Source organism: Staphylococcus sp. AtHG25, from assembly GCF_003217445.1.
In the GTDB taxonomy this organism is placed as follows: Bacteria; Bacillota; Bacilli; order Staphylococcales; family Staphylococcaceae; genus Staphylococcus; species Staphylococcus haemolyticus.
Genome location: NZ_QJSN01000002.1, coordinates 39,681 through 59,319, shown reverse-complemented (window position 1 = coordinate 59,319; position 19,639 = coordinate 39,681). Strand labels below are relative to the sequence as shown.

General features: G+C 32.2%; 18 protein-coding genes. 14 read left to right on the top strand and 4 right to left on the bottom strand.

Translation table 11 applies throughout. The annotated features are described in order from the left end of the window. Positions 1–274 precede the first annotated feature (274 nt). Positions 275–1,501, top strand: a complete 1,227-nt coding sequence (ftsW, locus tag BDW31_RS01860; protein ID WP_037536194.1) for a cell division peptidoglycan polymerase FtsW — start codon at positions 275–277, stop codon at positions 1,499–1,501. Between the two features lie 342 nt (positions 1,502–1,843). Beyond that, a complete protein-coding gene (locus BDW31_RS01855) occupies positions 1,844–5,293 on the top strand; it encodes a pyruvate carboxylase (RefSeq protein WP_053024642.1) in 3,450 nt (1,149 codons plus the stop codon). A gap of 166 nt (positions 5,294–5,459) precedes the next feature. Here the strand turns inward: BDW31_RS01855 and BDW31_RS01850 are convergent, their stop codons facing one another. After that, positions 5,460–6,374: a COX15/CtaA family protein gene (locus BDW31_RS01850; protein ID WP_037549405.1), complete on the bottom strand. Its 915-nt coding sequence runs from the start codon at positions 6,372–6,374 to the stop codon at positions 5,460–5,462. A gap of 247 nt (positions 6,375–6,621) precedes the next feature. Here BDW31_RS01850 and cyoE point away from each other — a divergent pair, with 247 nt between their 5' ends. The 4 genes from cyoE to BDW31_RS01830 all read left to right on the top strand — a co-directional run bounded on the left by cyoE (position 6,622) and on the right by BDW31_RS01830 (position 9,742). Next, positions 6,622–7,533, top strand: coding sequence for a heme o synthase (gene cyoE, locus BDW31_RS01845; RefSeq protein WP_110709015.1), 912 nt, complete (start codon positions 6,622–6,624; stop codon positions 7,531–7,533). A gap of 29 nt (positions 7,534–7,562) precedes the next feature. Beyond that, positions 7,563–8,024 (top strand): DUF420 domain-containing protein, encoded by a 462-nt coding sequence (locus BDW31_RS01840; RefSeq protein ID WP_011276111.1) that lies wholly within the window; start codon positions 7,563–7,565, stop codon positions 8,022–8,024. A gap of 195 nt (positions 8,025–8,219) precedes the next feature. Beyond that, the gene (locus BDW31_RS01835; RefSeq protein ID WP_053024644.1) at positions 8,220–9,278 is read left to right on the top strand and encodes a CAP-associated domain-containing protein; all 1,059 of its coding nucleotides are present in this window, start codon (positions 8,220–8,222) and stop codon (positions 9,276–9,278) included. A 26-nt stretch (positions 9,279–9,304) separates the two neighbouring features. Beyond that, positions 9,305–9,742 carry a YlbF/YmcA family competence regulator gene (locus BDW31_RS01830; RefSeq protein WP_037536210.1) on the top strand — a complete coding sequence of 146 codons (438 nt, stop codon included), beginning with the start codon at positions 9,305–9,307 and terminating at the stop codon, positions 9,740–9,742. A gap of 60 nt (positions 9,743–9,802) precedes the next feature. Here BDW31_RS01830 and BDW31_RS01825 read toward each other — a convergent pair whose 3' ends face one another. Further along, positions 9,803–10,732, bottom strand: a complete 930-nt coding sequence (locus BDW31_RS01825; protein WP_110709013.1) for a lysophosphatidylglycerol phospholipase D — start codon at positions 10,730–10,732, stop codon at positions 9,803–9,805. Positions 10,733–10,899: 167 nt separating this feature from the next. Here BDW31_RS01825 and BDW31_RS01820 point away from each other — a divergent pair, with 167 nt between their 5' ends. Beyond that, entirely contained in the window at positions 10,900–11,151 is a 252-nt protein-coding gene (locus tag BDW31_RS01820; protein ID WP_037549417.1) for a DUF2129 domain-containing protein, read from the top strand. A gap of 2 nt (positions 11,152–11,153) precedes the next feature. Here BDW31_RS01820 and BDW31_RS01815 read toward each other — a convergent pair whose 3' ends face one another. Next, positions 11,154–11,543 (bottom strand): DUF7147 family protein, encoded by a 390-nt coding sequence (locus tag BDW31_RS01815; RefSeq protein WP_037536215.1) that lies wholly within the window; start codon positions 11,541–11,543, stop codon positions 11,154–11,156. Positions 11,544–11,612: 69 nt separating this feature from the next. Between BDW31_RS01815 and rsmD the strand changes: the two genes are divergently transcribed. Together rsmD and coaD are read left to right on the top strand one after the other, a co-directional pair. Beyond that, positions 11,613–12,164, top strand: coding sequence for a 16S rRNA (guanine(966)-N(2))-methyltransferase RsmD (gene rsmD, locus BDW31_RS01810; RefSeq protein WP_037549420.1), 552 nt, complete (start codon positions 11,613–11,615; stop codon positions 12,162–12,164). Next, positions 12,157–12,642: a pantetheine-phosphate adenylyltransferase gene (gene coaD, locus BDW31_RS01805; RefSeq protein WP_011276104.1), complete on the top strand. Its 486-nt coding sequence runs from the start codon at positions 12,157–12,159 to the stop codon at positions 12,640–12,642. Before rsmD ends, coaD begins: the two co-directional genes overlap by 8 nt. A gap of 125 nt (positions 12,643–12,767) precedes the next feature. On the opposite strand, the gene BDW31_RS01800 is transcribed toward coaD, so the two are convergent. Next, on the bottom strand, positions 12,768–13,910 hold the full coding sequence (locus tag BDW31_RS01800) for a nucleotidyltransferase (RefSeq protein ID WP_037549422.1): 1,143 nt from the start codon (positions 13,908–13,910) through the stop codon (positions 12,768–12,770). A 126-nt stretch (positions 13,911–14,036) separates the two neighbouring features. Between BDW31_RS01800 and BDW31_RS01795 the strand changes: the two genes are divergently transcribed. The 5 genes from BDW31_RS01795 to pheT all read left to right on the top strand — a co-directional run bounded on the left by BDW31_RS01795 (position 14,037) and on the right by pheT (position 19,613). Then, a complete protein-coding gene (locus BDW31_RS01795; protein ID WP_037549425.1) occupies positions 14,037–14,591 on the top strand; it encodes a YceD family protein in 555 nt (184 codons plus the stop codon). Between the two features lie 82 nt (positions 14,592–14,673). Continuing rightward, positions 14,674–14,847: a 50S ribosomal protein L32 gene (gene rpmF, locus BDW31_RS01785; protein ID WP_002435373.1), complete on the top strand. Its 174-nt coding sequence runs from the start codon at positions 14,674–14,676 to the stop codon at positions 14,845–14,847. Between the two features lie 201 nt (positions 14,848–15,048). Next, complete coding sequence (locus BDW31_RS01780) at positions 15,049–15,789, top strand: TrmH family RNA methyltransferase (RefSeq protein WP_037549427.1); 741 nt, start codon at positions 15,049–15,051, stop codon at positions 15,787–15,789. A gap of 363 nt (positions 15,790–16,152) precedes the next feature. Further along, complete coding sequence (pheS, locus tag BDW31_RS01775; protein WP_037536224.1) at positions 16,153–17,211, top strand: phenylalanine--tRNA ligase subunit alpha; 1,059 nt, start codon at positions 16,153–16,155, stop codon at positions 17,209–17,211. Next, positions 17,211–19,613 carry a phenylalanine--tRNA ligase subunit beta gene (pheT, locus tag BDW31_RS01770; RefSeq protein ID WP_053024646.1) on the top strand — a complete coding sequence of 801 codons (2,403 nt, stop codon included), beginning with the start codon at positions 17,211–17,213 and terminating at the stop codon, positions 19,611–19,613. The genes pheS and pheT overlap by 1 nt, the downstream gene beginning before the upstream one ends. Positions 19,614–19,639: the final 26 nt, after the last annotated feature.

Sequence of the window (19,639 nt, the reverse complement as noted above, 5' to 3'; positions counted from 1 at the left end):
AATTTGAGTTATTTGTAATATTAATTACATACAAATTATCTCACCATAGTGACTGAAATATTATGTTTATAATATTTTCAGTCATTTTATATTTTAAGCATTATTATCATATTAAATATAAAAATATTGAAAGTAATAATTAGATTTAAATTTAGTTTATATTTGTTAAACAACGAGCACAAAGTATATAATAGTTTAGACAGTAAATTTGGTTTAAAACGTCATTTTATTTACCATTATAATTTTAAAATTCTAGAATTGGATGATCATTTTTATGAGTAATTTAAAAAATATATTTAGATACATAGGTAGAACTGCTAAGTTCATCGATTATCCATTATTAATTACATACGTTGTTTTATGTCTTTTCGGTTTAATCATGGTTTATAGTGCAAGTATGGTTGCTGCAACTAAAGGGACGTTAACAGGTGGACTTGAAGTATCTGGCACGTATTTTTATAATAGACAACTCATTTACGTTATTATGAGTTTTATTGTCGTATTTTTTATCGCTTTTATGTTGAATATTAAAATATTACAACAACCCAATATTCAAAAATGGATTATGATTATAATCTTCGTATTACTATTTTTAACACTTATTATAGGTAAAAATATTAACGGATCTAAAAGTTGGATAAATCTTGGGTTTATGAACTTGCAAGCATCGGAATTATTGAAAATTGCATTCATATTATATATTTCATATGTAATAAGTAGAAAATTACCGCAAGTAAGAGAGAAAATTAAAGTAATTGCTGCACCACTTTTTTTAATAGGCGTATGCTTATTTTTAGTATTGTTGCAAGGTGATATTGGGCAAACGTTGTTAATCATGATTATTATTGTTTCAATGTTTATTTTTGCAGGTATCGGTGTTCAAAAATTAGTAAGAGGACCGGTTTTGCTTATTGCTGGAAGTTTCATCGCGATTGCATTGCTCTTTATTGTAAGTGGAATGATGCCACATTATTTGAAAGCGCGTTTTAGTACATTAATGAACCCATTTAGTTCAGAAGCCGGTACAGGTTATCATTTAACTAACTCATTGATGGCAATTGGAAATGGTGGATTATTTGGTCGTGGTTTAGGCAATGGAATTATGAAACTTGGTTATTTACCAGAAGCACATACTGACTTTATATTTGCAGTCATTTGTGAAGAACTTGGTTTAGTAGGTGGATTATTCGTCATTTGCTTATTATTCTTCATAGTTTATCGTGCTTTCGTATTAGCTACTAAAACACCATCATATTTCTATAAATTAATTTGTGTAGGCGTTGCTAGTTATATTGGAAGTCAGACTTTTGTCAATTTAGGTGGTATTTCAGCAACGATTCCATTAACTGGTGTACCTCTACCATTTATAAGTTTTGGTGGTTCATCTATGTTGAGTTTAAGCATCGCAATGGGTCTGCTATTGTTAGTCGCAAAACAAATAAAAATTGATGAAAAACGATCACAAAAAGCTAGAAAACAAAAACTAGGTATAACTAGATAATCTCTTAAATAAGGATGATAACCTTTATGTGAAATAAGCTTGATTTCATGTAAAGGTTTTTTACATTTTTATGAAAATATAATATACAACGTCATTGTAAGTGGAGTATTATTATTTAAAATGATAATATGAAGTTATAACTAATGATAATTTTTAGTGATTATCATAGAAATATTTATTTTTTAATAGTTTATTAATACGGAAATCATTTTCATTATATTTACTTTACAAATTTTACAACAACTATTTAATAAATAAATATAGCTTTATTTTTAGAGTTAGTATAAAATTTTATTATCTAATTAGTTAGAATATTCAAACTTTAAAAGGGGAGTGCCTTTTTTGAAAAATATAAAAAAATTATTAGTAGCTAATCGTGGCGAAATTGCAATTAGAATTTTTAGGGCAGCAACAGAATTAAATATTAAAACAGTGGCAATATACTCAAATGAAGATAAAAACGCTTTGCATAGATATAAAGCAGACGAATCTTATTTAGTAGGAAAGGATTTGGGACCAGCCGAAAGTTATCTAAACATTGAACGTATTATAGATGTGGCTAAACGAGCTGGTGTAGATGCCATTCATCCTGGTTATGGTTTTTTAAGTGAAAATAAACAATTTGCACAACGTTGTGATGAAGAAGGAATTAAATTTATTGGTCCGCATATAGAACATTTAGATATGTTTGGAGATAAAGTCAAAGCTAGAACAACTGCAATAAATGCTAATTTGCCTGTTATTCCCGGTACAGATGGACCGATTGAAAACTTTGAAGCAGCAAAAGCATTTGCTCAAGAAGCTGGCTTTCCTTTAATGATTAAAGCTACGAGTGGTGGTGGCGGTAAAGGGATGCGTATCGTACATGAAGAAGGAGAATTAGAAGACGCATTCCATCGAGCTAAATCTGAAGCCGAAAAGTCATTTGGTAATAGTGAAGTATATATTGAAAGATACATAGATAATCCCAAACATATTGAAGTACAAATTATTGGGGATGAATATGGTAATATTGTTCACTTATATGAACGTGATTGTTCGGTGCAACGTCGTCATCAAAAGGTAGTGGAAGTAGCTCCTTCAGTTGGCTTATCAAAAGAATTACGAGAACGAATTTGTGATGCAGCATTACAATTAATGAATAATATCAAATATGTTAACGCAGGGACGGTAGAATTCTTAGTATCAGGGGATGAGTTCTTCTTTATTGAAGTTAATCCTCGAGTTCAAGTAGAACATACAATAACTGAAATGATTACTGGTATAGATATTGTTAAAACTCAAATTTTAGTTGCTGATGGTGCTAACTTATTTGATGAACGCATTTCTATGCCACAACAAGAAGAAATTCAAACATTAGGTTACGCAATTCAATGTCGTATAACAACAGAAGATCCATCTAATGACTTTATGCCAGATTCAGGTACTATTATCGCTTATCGATCTAGTGGTGGTTTTGGGGTACGTTTAGATGCTGGTGACGGTTTCCAAGGTGCAGAAATCTCTCCTTATTATGATTCACTATTGGTTAAGTTATCAACACATGCGGTTACATTTAAACAAGCTGAAGAAAAGATGGAACGCTCTCTTCGTGAAATGCGTATACGTGGTGTGAAAACTAACATTCCGTTTCTAATTAACGTGATGCGCAATGATCAATTCCGCAGTGGGGATTATACGACTAAATTTATAGAAGAAACACCCGAATTATTTAATATTGCACCGACTCTAGATCGTGGTACTAAAACGTTAGAATATATCGGTAATGTAACGCTTAACGGTTTCCCTAATGTAGAAAAAAGACTCAAACCTGATTATGAATCGACAGCTATACCACAAGTGCCACATAGTAAAATTAATACGTTGAACGGAACGAAACAGCTGCTAGATAGTAAAGGACCTAAAGCAGTAGCTAATTGGGTACGAGAGCAAAACGACGTATTGGTCACTGATACTACTTTTCGTGATGCACACCAATCACTCTTAGCAACTCGCGTTCGTACTAAGGATATGATGAATATTGCTTCTAAAACTGCTGAAGTGTTTAAAGATAGTTTCTCTTTAGAAATGTGGGGGGGCGCAACATTTGATGTCGCTTACAACTTTTTAAAAGAAAATCCATGGGAACGACTAGAAAGATTACGTAAAGCAATTCCCAATATTTTATTCCAAATGTTATTACGTGCTTCAAATGCAGTTGGCTATAAAAATTATGCTGATAATGTGATTGAAAAATTCGTAAAAGAAAGTGCGAATGCAGGCGTAGATGTCTTTAGAATTTTCGACTCACTTAACTGGGTAGATCAAATGAAAGTTGCAAATGAAGCGGTTCAAAATGCAGGTAAGATTTCTGAAGGTGCAATCTGTTATACTGGTGATATATTAAATCCTGAACGTTCAAATGTATTTACACTTGAATACTATGTGAAATTAGCAAAAGAACTTGAACGTGAAGGGTTCCATATCTTAGCAATTAAAGACATGGCAGGATTGTTAAAACCTAAAGCAGCATATGAACTTATAGGAGAATTAAAATCTGCGATAAATTTACCGATACATTTACACACACACGATACAAGTGGAAATGGTCTACTTATCTATAAAGAAGCGATAGATGCAGGTGTAGATATCATTGATACAGCTGTTGCATCAATGAGTGGTTTAACAAGTCAACCTAGCGCCAATTCGTTGTATTATGGATTAAATGGTTTTAATCGAAATCTAAGAGCAGATATTGAAGGATTAGAAGAACTCAGTCACTATTGGAGTACTGTGCGTCCATACTACAGTGACTTTGAAAGTGACATTAAGTCTCCTAATACCGAAATTTATGAACATGAAATGCCTGGTGGACAATATTCAAATTTAGGACAACAAGCAAAAAGTTTAGGTTTAGGTGAACGTTTCCACGAGGTCAAAGATATGTATCGTCGTGTTAATTTCTTATTTGGCGATATCGTAAAAGTAACACCATCATCTAAAGTTGTAGGTGATATGGCCCTTTATATGGTGCAAAATGACTTGGATGAGCAATCAGTCATCAAAGAAGGCCATAAGTTAGACTTCCCTGAATCGGTTGTATCTTATTTTAAAGGTGATATAGGTCAGCCAGTCAATGGCTTTAATAAGGAATTGCAAGATGTCATCCTCAAAGGTCAACAACCACTAACAGAACGTCCAGGTGAGTATTTAGATCCTGTGAATTTTGATGAAATTAGACAAGAACTTGAAGCAAAAGATTATGGTGAAGTGACTGAACAAGATGTAATCAGTTATGTATTATATCCAAAAGTATTTGATCAGTTTATGCAAACAAAACAACAATATGGTGACTTATCATTATTAGATACGCCAACGTTCTTCTTCGGTATGCGTAATGGTGAAACAGTCGAAATAGAGATTGATACTGGTAAACGATTAATTATTAAACTTGAAACAATTAGTGAGCCGGATGAAAATGGTTATCGAACAATTTATTATGTTATGAATGGTCAAGCACGTCGTATTTCTATAAAAGATGAAAATATTAAAACAAATACGAACTTGAAACCTAAAGCTGACAAATCAAATCCTAGTCATATTGGTGCTCAAATGCCTGGTTCGGTAACTGAAGTTAAAGTTACAGTTGGTGAAGAAGTAAAAGTAAACCAACCTTTATTAATTACAGAAGCGATGAAGATGGAGACAACGATTCAAGCACCATTCAATGGAACTATAAAACAAGTAACGGTTGTAAACGGCGATGCGATTGCAACAGGTGATTTACTTATTGAAATTGAAAAAGCAGATTAAAATCAAAATATATTTTAAAAATGAGCTAATTAATAAATATCATATTGAAGTTTGAATAGATTGAGTCTATAGAGTAATAAATATTTATAAACGTCATCGTTAATAAAATTTTAAAATAAAAAGGAGATGTGAATGAACCATTCACATCTCCTTTTATATTAATAGGTTATTTAATTTTTTCACTTCTAATGGTACGTAGCATTAACATAATAAAGTAAGCTATCATACCGAATAATATTGTGATAAATAAAGCGTGTAAAAGTGCAATGAATAAATTTACGTTAGTCATTACAGATAGTGCACCAGTAATTACTTGTAAGATGATAAGAATAAATGCAGTCGTATACCCATATCGAATTGTTCTATTCTCAGAGTAATTTTTAACTGCATGAATAAACGTTATCATTATCCAGAAGAACGTTATAAATGCCATACCACGATGCGCAAATTGTACCCAATCTTGCTCTGTATGTGGAATGATGTCATGGAAAGGTAAAGGCCAGCCACCATATGCTAAACTTGCTTTTGCATGTCTAACTAAAGCACCAGTATATATTGTTAAATACACAATACCTGTCATCATCCATGTTAATCTTCTTAATGGCTTTCTGATATATAGTTCATCAGCTTCATATTTTTTATCGACTTCAAAAATGATAAGCATTAAAACAAACACTGAAGAGAAACTGATTAAAGATATGCCAAAGTGCAGTGCTAATACGTATGAATTTTGTTGCCAAATGACAGCTGCTGCACCAATCAATGCTTGAACTAGTAAAAATGCAATACTAATTATTGCTAATGGCTTTACCTCTCTAATATAGCCAATATGTTTCCATGCTGTAATAGCTAACCACAGTACAACGATTAATGATAAACCAGAAACGGCACGATGACTTAATTCGATAATTGTATCGATAGGTAAATTTTGAGGAAGTAATGCACCGTGACATAAAGGCCAAGAAGATCCACATCCATCTTCCGAGCCAGTCTTAGTAACTAATGCACCACCAAGTTGTACAAATGCCATTATGATAGTTGCTAATACAGATAACCACTTAAGGTTTCGTTTGTTAAACAATGTTATACACCCCATCATTAATCAAGAGTATTTTGACAGTGTAGATAAATTAGTACTGAATGCTCTTAATTAATGTCTATTTTTATTACAATTTTATTATTAAAATAATTATACAACAATAAGAACTAACAAAAAATTAGTTAAGTAGAATGTCGTTAAAGTGTCACAATTAAATTTGATATAAACTAGTCAATTTTTAGTAATTGCTATATCATAGTATTATATGAAAATTTTAAGGAGGGGGATCATGAGCAAAGAGCAAACTTTGACACAACCATCGAACCGTGTATCGTTTAAAGAGTTACAACAAATTATTAAGATGGGTCTAGTTCAAGGTAACTTAATTCCTGCATTTGCAAGTGCTTGGTTAGCTGTTGTGATGAGCAATCATTCCTTCCTATCGTCAATACCTCAAATTCTATTAATGTTGATTGGATCAACATTAATTATGGGTGGCGCTTGTGCATTAAATAATTATTATGATCAAGATATTGACAGAATAATGCCAAGTAAGCAAAATAGACCGACAGTTAATGATAGAATTTCAGATAAAAATTTATTAATTTTAAGTTTTGGTATGATGTTAGTAGGAGAAGCTTGTTTATTCTTATTAAATGTACCATCAGGTGTACTAGGACTCATCGGCATTGTGGGTTATGTGTCTTATTATTCAATTTGGTCTAAAAGACATACAACTTGGAACACAGTAGTAGGGAGTTTTCCTGGTGCAGTACCACCATTAATTGGTTGGGTTGCTATTGATGGAAATATAAGTCTTATTGCAATTGCATTATTTTTAGTTGTTTTTTGTTGGCAACCAATTCATTTCTATGCTCTAGCAATTAAACGAAGTGATGAATATTCATTAGCAAATATACCTATGTTACCATCTGTTAAAGGATTTAAACGTACTAGAATAAGTATGTTTATATGGTTAGTCTTTTTACTTCCACTACCATTTCTTTTATCAAGTCTAGGGACAACATTTGTAGTATTAGCGACATTGCTTAATTTAGGTTGGCTTTATGTTGGTTTAACTTCTTTTAAGAAAGAGACAGATCAAACTAAATGGGCAACAAAAATGTTTATTTACTCCCTAAATTATTTAGTAGTATTTTTCGTTTTAGTTGTTGTTATCTCATTGATAAAAATGATTTAAAATACACAAATTAAATAAGGATGAAATATATGAATTTACCAATTCTACCGACGATTAGTACAAGTTGTATTGTGATTAGTGCTATCTTTGTTGCCATTGGATGGTGGCAAATCTGGCATAGAGATATAGATAAGCACAAGAAAACAATGTTATGGGCAGCAATCTTTGCATTAACTTTCTTTATTATCTATGCATCAAGAACTATATTTATAGGTAATACAGATTTCGGGGGACCAGACTCAGTTAGAACGTATTATAAAATTTTCTTGATTTTCCACATTAATTTAGCTACAATTGGTGGCGTTCTAGGGCTAATTCAAATTATTACAGCATATAAAGATAAATTTAAATGGCATAGAAAAGCAGGTCCAATTGCATCAGTTATATGGTTCTTTACAGCTATCACTGGTGTAGCAGTTTACTTACTTTTATATGTATTTTACCCAGGTGGAGAAACGACTTCACTAATTAAAGCAACATTAGGATTATAATCGAATTTAGTGTAACAACTTAAATACAAATTGATTTAGACTAAGACATTATTGTCTTAGTCTTTTTTGTAACATCAATATCAATTTATTTGTAAAAGGATGACTTGGTAAAAGTAGTCTTGCTAAGTAGGATGTCTTGATTAGTAAAATAGTTATTTTGTACAATAGATATAATTCAAAACAGGTGGGTGAAAGATGGCAAAATTAATAATTAAAGTTTTAGGTGTAATATTTTTAATATTATTTCTTATATATTTATTTTACTCACCTAGACTTAAATTTGATGTATTAGAAAATCCAAATAAAACTGTTTCAACTAATCATTCAGAACAAGCGCCTAAGACACATAACACCAGTGAAAATCCATCACCAAAAGAGGGTGTAGGTACTTGGATTAGTAAAGATATAGATGATTTAACTGATAAATTTGGTCAAGCAAGTCGTACATATCCATTTAAAGGGCACTATATGAATTACGTATTTAAAAAAGATGAACAATATTACATTGTTTCAACTAAAGAGAATAAAATAAAATCAGTTTATGTAACGGGAAGTAAAGCTAATGTTGCCCCTTTAAAAATTAATGAGAGTGCATCACATATTTTTGAAAATACAAGTATTAACCCAGATCCTTCAATTAAAGTGAATGGTCAAAGTTATAATTTCGAATTATCTGATGAAGATATAAAAACACAAACATTAATTAAATATGGAAATGTTTATGCACAGGTTTATGTGGATCAGCAATCGAATCAAATTATGGGGATTCGCTTTCTTGATAAAGAGGCATTAGCATTTCTTAAGCCATATCCTTTAGCTAATGAATCTGATGACGACTATAATGAAGAAGATTTTGATAAAGCTAAGAAAGATAATCTTCCTTATGAACAAAATCCTAATCAATTAATGACGCTATATGAAATAACGAATGAGATGAGAAAGTTAAAAAATATTAAACCACTAAAAGTCAATTCAGATATAGCTCACATTGCATCAGTAAACTTATATGAGGCAACAGGTTCTAATGATGTTGAATTTACTGAGGATGCTTTGAAAAGCCAATTAAGCAACGAAAACATTTCATTCATTTCTACAAGCCAAAATGTCGGATATGATTTTGATGATGTACCGACACTAATTCACAGTTGGATGAATTCTGATATGCACCGTTCTAGAATGTTGAATACTAAATATGAGGAAATGGGTGGAGAAGTTATGAAAGATTATTATTCACTTATTTTTCTAGAAAAATAATCTATTAATGGAAGGGGAACCATACATTGTATACAGAAGAAACAATGTCAATTCTTGATGATATAGAAGGACTATCGGATATGATTGTTCAATCTGAACTTTATCATGATTTTCGCGCAGCACAAGAGATGCTAAACAATGATGATGAAGCACATCTTATGTATCAGGCTTTTTTGAAATCTAAAGTTGCTTATGATGAAGTTATGCGTTTTGGGAAATATCATCCTGATTATCAAAAGGTTATGTTAGAAACAAGAAGACGTAAAAGAGCTTATGAAATGTTACCAGTCGTCATGGATTACAAATCTAAAGAGGTAGCTCTACAAAATTTAATTGATGAAGTAGTAAGTAAAATAGCATTTTCAGTTTCGGAAAATGTCAAAATTGAAGCGGGAAATCCATTCTTTAAAACAGGTCATGATGGATGTGCGACAGGTGGTACTTGTAATTGTAGTTTGTCATAAAATAAGGAGAAAGAAATCATATTGCATTTGATTTCTTTCTCCTTTTACTTTATAACGCGTTTATTTCACAATGTTTAGACTTAATTTGAATTGTTTACCTAAATCTGGGCGATCTGTTACTAATGTATGAACACCTTTATGATATAAATCGGTCATTAGGTCAGTGCTATTAATTCCGTAAAATCCAGGCACTATATTTAATAAGTTTAACCATTGAATAAAACGTTTAGAAGTCAATGGAATACCTTTAAATTGGGTAGGCATTTGAAATGTATCAGCAACGGGTTGATACTTATTTCCTAATCCTAAATTAAATTTGATAAATCCTTCTGCAACTTCTTTTTGACTTGCTCCAATAGCAACTTGTCCTTTACTTATTTCTCTAAAGCGATCATTTTGTTCTTTGTAAAAGCTAGTTACAAGTACGCGATTTTGTGCCTGATTATTAATAATATCTTCATACATTTTTGTTGGCGCAACTGTTCCTTCATAACTATCTGGTGCATCTTTTAAATCAACATTAATATACATATTAGGATACATTTTTAAAAGCTCATCAAAAGTTAATATTTTTGCTTCATCATGACCACGATATGGAAATTGGCAATTAATATCTTTAAAGTGATAACCAGCATCTAAACGCTTTAATTCTGAAATTCTATGATCACTAACCTTGCCCGAACCATTTGTAGTACGATCTACAGTAGCATCGTGAAAGACAATTAGTTTTTCATCTTTAGTAAGTCGAACATCAGTTTCAAAACCATCTAAGTTGTAAGCGACGGCATTATCGAATGCCAATTGTGTTTGCTCAGGTCTGACTGCCATGCCGCCTCTATGTGCAAAAATGTATGGTGCCTTACCATTAAAGAATTTAGGGATTTCTTTAGTTTTATATACCTTATTACCTTTATTTATAAAAAATAAGCTACCCAAAAAACTAACGCTCGCTAAGCTCAAATTAAGAACCCATCGTTTTTTGATCGTCATTTATATTGCCTCCTTGTTATTATTGAATTAAGCGTACCAAACTTCACACCAACGAAAAAGTAAATAGCTATTTGATGCACAGGGATACAGTTCATGGGATTAAAGGATTTTATAATATAAATAGTCGTGGTATAGTTATTATGCATAATAAATGGAGTGTGTATAGTATGGAATTAATTCCAAGAGTGAGTTTAATCGTTTATTTAAAACATATTAAGCATGAGCGTCAAATTAGAAAGTATGGACATATTATTTATACGAATAAGCAACGTAAATATGTTGTATTGTATGTTAATGAAAATGACGCAAATGCAATTGTCCATAAATTAATGAAACTAAAATACGTTGTGGATATAGACGGATCACCTTATAAATATTTGAAAAAAACTTATGAAAAAGAAAAACATGAAATTCTATAATTTTATTGCATGGGTGGAATCCAATTTTGTAGTCGTAATACACTTATCAAATACTTAAAGTATTGGTCTAACGTGTGGAACGCTTCTGGTGGTTGTACATCTATACCGAATATAGGTACATTATATTGATTTGCTTGATTATTAATGAGTTCAAATTTTTTATTACTGTCAGGATATGGATATTTAAGCGCATCAAGCATGATGTACATAGCTTGGAAATGATTACCTGAAGTTGGATTCATAATCATTGCAACTGATGAAAGTTGTTTTGAAGATTGTGGTGTATGAAAGTATACAATTTTATTTATCCGGAGATGGTTGTATTCTATTAAGGTATTAAATTCAAATAGGTCTGTTAATCCTTCTCCCAATACGATAAATGACTGTTTCATAATATAATCCTTCTCCTTTTTACAACAAATTATAATAAATAACCTAGAGAAATGGAAGTGTAAGTCAAGATGAGAGTTATTGCTGGAAAACATAAAAGTAAAGCCTTAGAAAGTTTAGAAGGTCGTAATACACGTCCAACTATGGATAAAGTGAAAGAAGGTATATTTAATAGCTTACAAGAAGTACATGGTTTAGGTTTAGACTTATTCGCTGGAAGTGGCGCATTAGGTATTGAAGCATTATCTCGTGGTATGGAAAAAGTCATATTTGTAGATCAAAATTTTAAAGCTGTTAAAGTGATACAAGCTAATTTAAATCAATTAGACCTACGTGATCAATCTGAAGTTTATAAAAATAATGCTGATCGTGCATTGAAAGCTTTAAATAAGAGAGAGATTCAATTTGACTATATTTTTCTTGACCCTCCATATAATAAAGGTTTGATTGATAAAGTTTTAGAGCAAATTGCAGAGTTTAATTTATTGAAAGAAAATGGTATCATCATTTGTGAGTTTAGCAATCATGAGCAAATCAACACAAATGGATTTAAAGTGATTAAACAATATCACTATGGTCTTACTGATACTTTGTTACTAGAAAAAGGAGAACAAAATGGCTAAAACGAAGGCGGTCATTCCTGGTAGTTTTGATCCTATTACATATGGACACATCGATATTATCGAGAGAAGTGCAGGGCGCTTTGATGAATTACATATTTGTGTGTTAAAGAATAGTAATAAAACTGGGACGTTTAATATTGACGAGCGAATGGCATTAATTGAAGAATCTGTAAAACATTTATCAAATGTTGAAGTACATAATTATAACGGTTTGTTAGTAGATTTTTGTGACAAAATTGGTGCTCAAACAATCATTAGAGGCTTGAGAGCAGTCAGTGATTTTGAGTATGAATTGAGACTAACATCAATGAATAAAAAACTAAATAGTAATGTAGAAACGATGTATATGATGACTAGTACAAACTATTCTTTTATTAGTTCGAGCGTCGTAAAAGAAGTGGCGCAATATAAAGCTGATATATCAGATTTTGTACCTCCAAATGTTGAGAAAGCATTAAAAGAAAAATTTAAAAAGTAATAGATGAGGTTAAAATAATTCCACTCAAAACTGTACGAGGCAGATTTAATTTGTATAGGTCTACATTTATTCCGCATTAGCCGACTAGGACTGAGAAAGAGCTTTAAATTAAGCATTTCTCAGTCCTAGTTCTTTTTATTAATTATTACAGGTGTATTAAAATCATTAGCCCTTTGACCAGATATTAAATTATAAATATGAGTTGTTTTAATTTCATTTTTAAATAAAGAGGCAGTTTCCTTGTTAATATTTGTAACAAAAAAGCGATTAGGGAATTGTTTTTTTAAGTACTTTAAATACTGTTGCCCTCTTTGATTCATGCCTAGAATTCGCACTCCCCGAATTTCATCATCAAAATCACTTTTGTTAATGTTTAGTAATATTTGCATCAGAACGCGCTGTATATGCGTGTGTGTGAAACGTTTAGTTTTAATTAAAGACATAAACGTGTCGAAATCTTGCGCATTTTGAATGTTTGATTTGAGACGATGTTCAAAGCCCTCAGACATGGTATAAATGTGTGATAATTCTTCAGAGGAACGACTTAAAATATTATATTTAATAAAATTAAACGTTTGCTTCTTCAAAAGGTGTGGCGTTTCATATAAATGCTTTATATCTGTTGGTACGACATCTTTCCAGGTGTTTTCTTTATTTAATAAAGCGTGTCTAATAGCTGAGCCACTTGCGAAACTGTCATGTTTAATCTCTTGATCGTGATGTGCGGTAGATTGACGTTGAATAGCGATTCTTTGTATAGTTGGAGCTATATTGCTAATGGCTTTTATGTATGCTACACCTAATATATTGTTAGGAGAGCGTAACACTTGTTGATCATCAATTAGGTCATGTACAATTTTGGCGTAACTGTTCCCTTGTTTAATTAAGTCTTGAAAATATGACGATTGTTCAAGCGAGTTAATATTAGATGCTACGTTTTCAAGACGTGAAATGTCATTGATTTCACTGCCAAATGCAATAGTATCAATATCTAAATAGTGAGCTACTTTAATTGCAAAAGTTGCAAAATAATCACTCGATGACAGACTAGCAATCGCTGGAAGTTCAACAACTAAATCAACGCCTGACAAAGCCATCTTTGTTCTCAAGAATTTATTATAAATTGCTGGCTCGCCACGCATGACGAAATTGCCACTCATAATTGCAATACTTATCTCCGCGTCGGACTGTAACTTAGATTGTTGAGCGTGATATAAGTGGCCATTATGAAATGGATTATATTCTGTGATTAGTCCAACACTTTTCATTTGCAATTCATCCTTTCGATATTCATTATTAGTATTGTAACAGATGAAAGTATGTTAAGAAAAAATCTTGACAACTTATACTTGTAAAGTTAAAATAAATTTTGTGTTTGTTAGAGGTGAAGCCGTATGAAATGGTCAATAACGCAATTAAGAAAATATCAAGGTAAGCCATTTGAATTCAATCAAACGGCAAATTTTGAGCATTTAATAGAACCTTTAGGCTTGATTGATTTATCAGAAATCAATGTTGAAGGTGAATTAACCGTTAAAGCCAATGAAGTTATTGCAGATATTCATTTAACTGGAACATATACAATGCCTTGTGCACGTACGCTTGTACCTGTAGAAGTTCCTTTAGATGTAAGAACATCTGAAATATTTGATTTGGAAGGTTATGATAGTTATACCGATGAAGAAGTAGAAGAGGATGAACACTATCATCTAGCTACTGATGGTATGATTAATATTCGAGACATTGCTGAAGAATTGGTAATCATTGAGAAACCGATGAGAGCTTTCTCTGAGAATAGCGATCAGATGCTTACAGAAGGTAATGGTTGGGAAGTTATTGACGAAGATCAAATGATCGAACTTGAAAAAGAAAAAGACAATGATGATTCCCAAACGCAACAAGTTGACCCTAGGCTTCAAAAATTACAACAATTATACGATAAAGAGTAATAGCAGGTTGTTTTAAATTATTGTATAATGATTTAATGACCTAACACTTAAGATATGTGTTTAATATTAAGGAGGATATATCATGGCAGTACCAAAAAGAAGAACGTCTAAAACTAGAAAAAACAAACGTCGTACTCACTTCAAAATTTCAGTACCTGGTATGACTGAATGCCCAAGTTGTGGAGAATACAAATTATCTCACCGCGTATGTAAAAACTGTGGTTCTTACAACGGTGAAGAAGTCGTTTCTAAATAATCGACTTAATGATTTTAGTGAAGCATGGACAATTTAATTTTGTTCGATGCTTCTTTTTTTATCAATAATCAAATTTTATAATAATCGGCGATAAAAATGGTTATACATATAATGTTTAAGTTTCCATTATGATCGATTTAGTTATGTTAATATAAATTAGTAAACACCATCAATAATAGCTACTATAAAATGGAGAACTATATGGAACAAATTACGTCAGCACAAAACAGTAAGATAAAAAATGCAAATAAATTAAAGAAAAAGCGAGATCGTGATAAAACTGGACAAGCATTGATTGAAGGTATTCATTTAATCGAAGAAGCTTACCAAAGCGACATTGTCATTAAGCAACTATTTGTAATTGAACCAAATAGAACAGATGAAGCGCTTAAGGATTATGCTGAAGAGACATTTGAAATTAATATGAAAGTTGCAGAATCATTATCAGGTACGATAACACCTCAAGGTTTTTTTGCTGTAATTGAAAAGCCTAAATATGATGTTACGCAAGCAAAACAAGTATTATTAATCGATCGCATTCAAGATCCGGGTAATCTAGGCACATTAATTCGTACTTCTGATGCAGCGGGAATAGATTTGATTGTAATGGAAAAAGGTACAGCCGATCCATATCAAGACAAGGTTTTACGAGCAAGTCAAGGTAGTGTATTTCATATTCCGGTTATTACCGCAGATTTGAAAACATTTATCGCTGATTTTAATGGACCAGTTTATGGTACTGCGCTTGAGAATGCGCAACCATATAAGGAGGTAGCATCTCAAGATATATTTGCCTTATTACTAGGTAATGAAGGTGAAGGTGTGAACAAAGCATTATTAAATGAAACATCACAAAATTTAACAATACCAATTTACGGCAAGGCGGAAAGCTTAAATGTAGCTATTGCTGGAAGTATTTTACTTTATCATTTGAAAGGTTGACCCTGAGAAATAAAATCGGCTATACTTAGATGTACACAATAATCAATGTAAATTAATAACTTAAGTTATAAAAATTAAAAATATAACCGATAAAAAGACCTTAACTGATATAAAGTGTTGTACAGGGAGAGTAAACGTGACTGCAATTTACTCCAACATGTATTAGTTTCTTTCATCTTTTTGGTTACTTAAAGAAATTTAAGTCGGAGTACGTCTTCGTTACCAACGATTACAAGTGTATGCATATGCATAAATTTGGGTGGTACCACGGAAAGACTTTCGTCCCAGTTTTGGGATGGAAGTCTTTTTTTATGAAAAAATGTTAACAATAAATAGTGAATATAATGTGAGAGGTGTAAGTCAATGACTCAAAACGATTCAATGGCAGAATTAAAACAACAAGCACTTGTTGATATTAATGAAGCTCAAAATGAACGCGAATTACAAGATGTTAAAGTTAAATACTTAGGTAAAAAAGGCTCAGTAAGTGGATTAATGAAAAATATGAAAGATTTACCTAATGAAGAAAAGCCAGCATATGGTCAAAAAGTAAATGAACTACGTCAAACAATTCAAAAAGAATTAGATGAGAAGCAAGAATTGTTAAAAAACGAAAAATTAAATCAACAATTAGCAGAAGAAACAATCGATGTAACATTGCCAAGTCGACAAATTAGTATAGGTTCTAAACATCCTTTAACACGAACAGTTGAAGAAATTGAAGATTTATTCTTAGGTCTAGGTTACGAAATTGTTGATGGCTATGAAGTAGAACAAGATTATTATAATTTTGAAGCTTTAAATTTACCTAAATCTCATCCGGCACGTGATATGCAAGATAGTTTTTATATTACTGATGAAATCTTAATGCGTACACACACATCTCCAGTACAAGCACGCACAATGGAAAAACGCAATGGACAAGGACCAGTTAAAATTATTTGTCCTGGTAAAGTTTATCGCCGTGATTCAGATGATGCGACACATAGTCACCAGTTCACACAAATTGAAGGACTAGTTGTTGATAAAAACATTAAAATGAGTGATTTAAAAGGAACATTAGAATTAGTGGCGAAAAAATTATTCGGTGCAGACCGTGAAATTCGATTACGTCCTAGTTACTTCCCGTTCACTGAACCTTCTGTAGAAGTGGACGTATCATGTTTCAAATGTAAAGGTAAAGGTTGTAACGTATGTAAACATACAGGATGGATTGAAATTTTAGGTGCGGGTATGGTACACCCGAATGTACTTGAAATGGCTGGATTCGATTCAAATGAGTATTCTGGTTTCGCATTTGGTATGGGTCCTGACCGTATCGCGATGTTGAAATATGGTATTGAAGATATTCGTCATTTCTATACAAATGATGTTCGATTCCTTGAACAATTTAAAGCTGTTGAAGATAGAGGTGAAGCATAATGTTGATTTCTAATGAATGGTTAAAAGATTACGTAGATGCAGGGGTTAAGGTTGAAGATTTAGCAGAACGTATTACCCGTACAGGTATTGAAGTAGATGACATGATAGATTATACAAAAGATGTTAAAAATCTAGTGGTCGGCTATATTCAATCAAAAGAAAAGCATCCTGATGCAGATAAATTAAATATTTGCCAAGTAGACATTGGTGAGGAAGAACCTGTTCAAATCGTTTGCGGTGCACCCAATGTAGATGCTGGTCAACACGTCATTGTTGCGAAAGTTGGTGGTCGCTTACCAGGAGGCATTAAAATTAAACGTGCTAAATTACGTGGTGAGCGTTCAGAAGGTATGATTTGTTCATTACAAGAAATTGGTATTTCAAGTAATGTGGTACCTAAAGCATATGAAAATGGTATTTTTGTCTTTCCGACAGAAGTTGAGCCAGGAACGGATGCATTAACAGCACTATATTTAAATGATCAAGTGATGGAATTTGATTTAACACCTAACCGTGCCGATGCATTAAGTATGGTAGGTACAGCTTATGAAGTAGCTGCGTTGTATCAAACTGAAATGACGAAACCAACTACTAAAAGTAATGAAATTTCAGAATCTGCAACAAATGAATTATCAGTAACAATCAATAATCCTGAAAAAGTCCCTTATTATAGTGCGCGTGTTGTTAAAAACGTAAGTATAGAACCATCTCCAATTTGGATGCAAGCACGTTTAATAAAAGCAGGTATACGACCAATTAATAATGTTGTAGATATTTCAAACTATGTTTTATTAGAATATGGTCAACCGTTACACATGTTTGATCAAGATCATATCGGCTCTAAAGACATTGTTGTACGACAAGCGAAAGATGAAGAGACAATGACTACATTAGACAATAATGAGCGCAAGCTAGTAGATACTGATATCGTTATTTCTAATGGTAAAGAACCTATTGCATTAGCTGGCGTAATGGGTGGCGACTTTTCAGAAGTAACTGAACAAACTACTAACGTAGTAATAGAAGGTGCAATATTCGACCCAGTATCAATTCGTCACACTTCACGTCGTTTAAACTTACGTAGTGAAGCCTCTAGTCGTTTTGAAAAAGGTATCGCAACAGAATTTGTTGACGAAGCGGTTGACAGAGCATGTTACTTATTACAAGAGTTAGCTTCTGGTGAAGTACTACAAGATAGAGTGTCTTCAGGAGATTTAAGATCATTTGTGACACCAATCGATATTACAGCTGAAAAGGTAAATAAAACAATTGGTTTTAATTTGTCTAATGACGAAATTCAAGCTATCTTTAAACAATTAGGTTTCGAAACAACATTAAAAGGCGAAACATTAACGGTCAATGTGCCTTCACGTCGTAAAGATATTACTATTAAAGAAGACTTAATTGAAGAAGTCGCACGTATTTATGGTTACGATGAAATCCCTTCATCATTACCAGTATTTGGCGAAGTAACAAGTGGAGAATTAACGGATCGTCAACATAAAACACGTACCGTTAAGGAAACGCTTGAAGGTGCTGGATTGAACCAAGCAATCACATATTCATTAGTTTCTAAAGATCATGCTAAGGACTTCGCACTTCAAGAACGTTCAACAATCAGTTTATTAATGCCTATGAGTGAAGCACATGCTACTTTACGTCAGAGCTTATTACCACATTTAATTGAAGCAACTGCATATAATGTAGCTCGTAAAAATAAAGATGTTAGATTATATGAAGTTGGTCGTGTATTCTTTGGCAATGGTGAAGGCGAACTTCCAGATGAAGTTGAATATTTAAGTGGTATTTTAACTGGAGAGTATGTTGTTAATGCTTGGCAAGGTAAAAAGGAAGAAATTGACTTCTTTATCGCTAAAGGTGTTGTAGACCGAGTTGCGGAAAAATTAAATTTAGAATTTAGTTATAAAGCTGGAAAAATTGAAGGTTTACATCCAGGACGTACAGCGATTGTATCTTTAGAAGGACAAGACATTGGTTTCATTGGTGAATTACACCCACAAGTTGCAGCAGATAATGATTTAAAACGCACGTATGTGTTTGAATTAAATTATGATGCAATGATGCAAGTAGCGGTTGGATATATTAATTATGAACAGATTCCTAAATTCCCTGGTGTGACAAGAGATATTGCATTAGAAGTTAATCATGATGTACCTTCTTCTGAATTGAAACAAATTATTCATAATAATGGTGAAGACATCTTACAAAGTACATTAGTATTTGATGTTTATGAAGGTGAACATTTAGAAAAAGGCAAAAAATCAGTAGCAATCCGATTAAATTATTTAGACACAGAAGACACTTTAACTGATGAACGCGTATCTAAAATTCATGATAAGATTTTGGAAGCATTACAAGCTCAAGGTGCTACAATTAGATAATGAAGTAAAAGAGACGAATTCTGTAT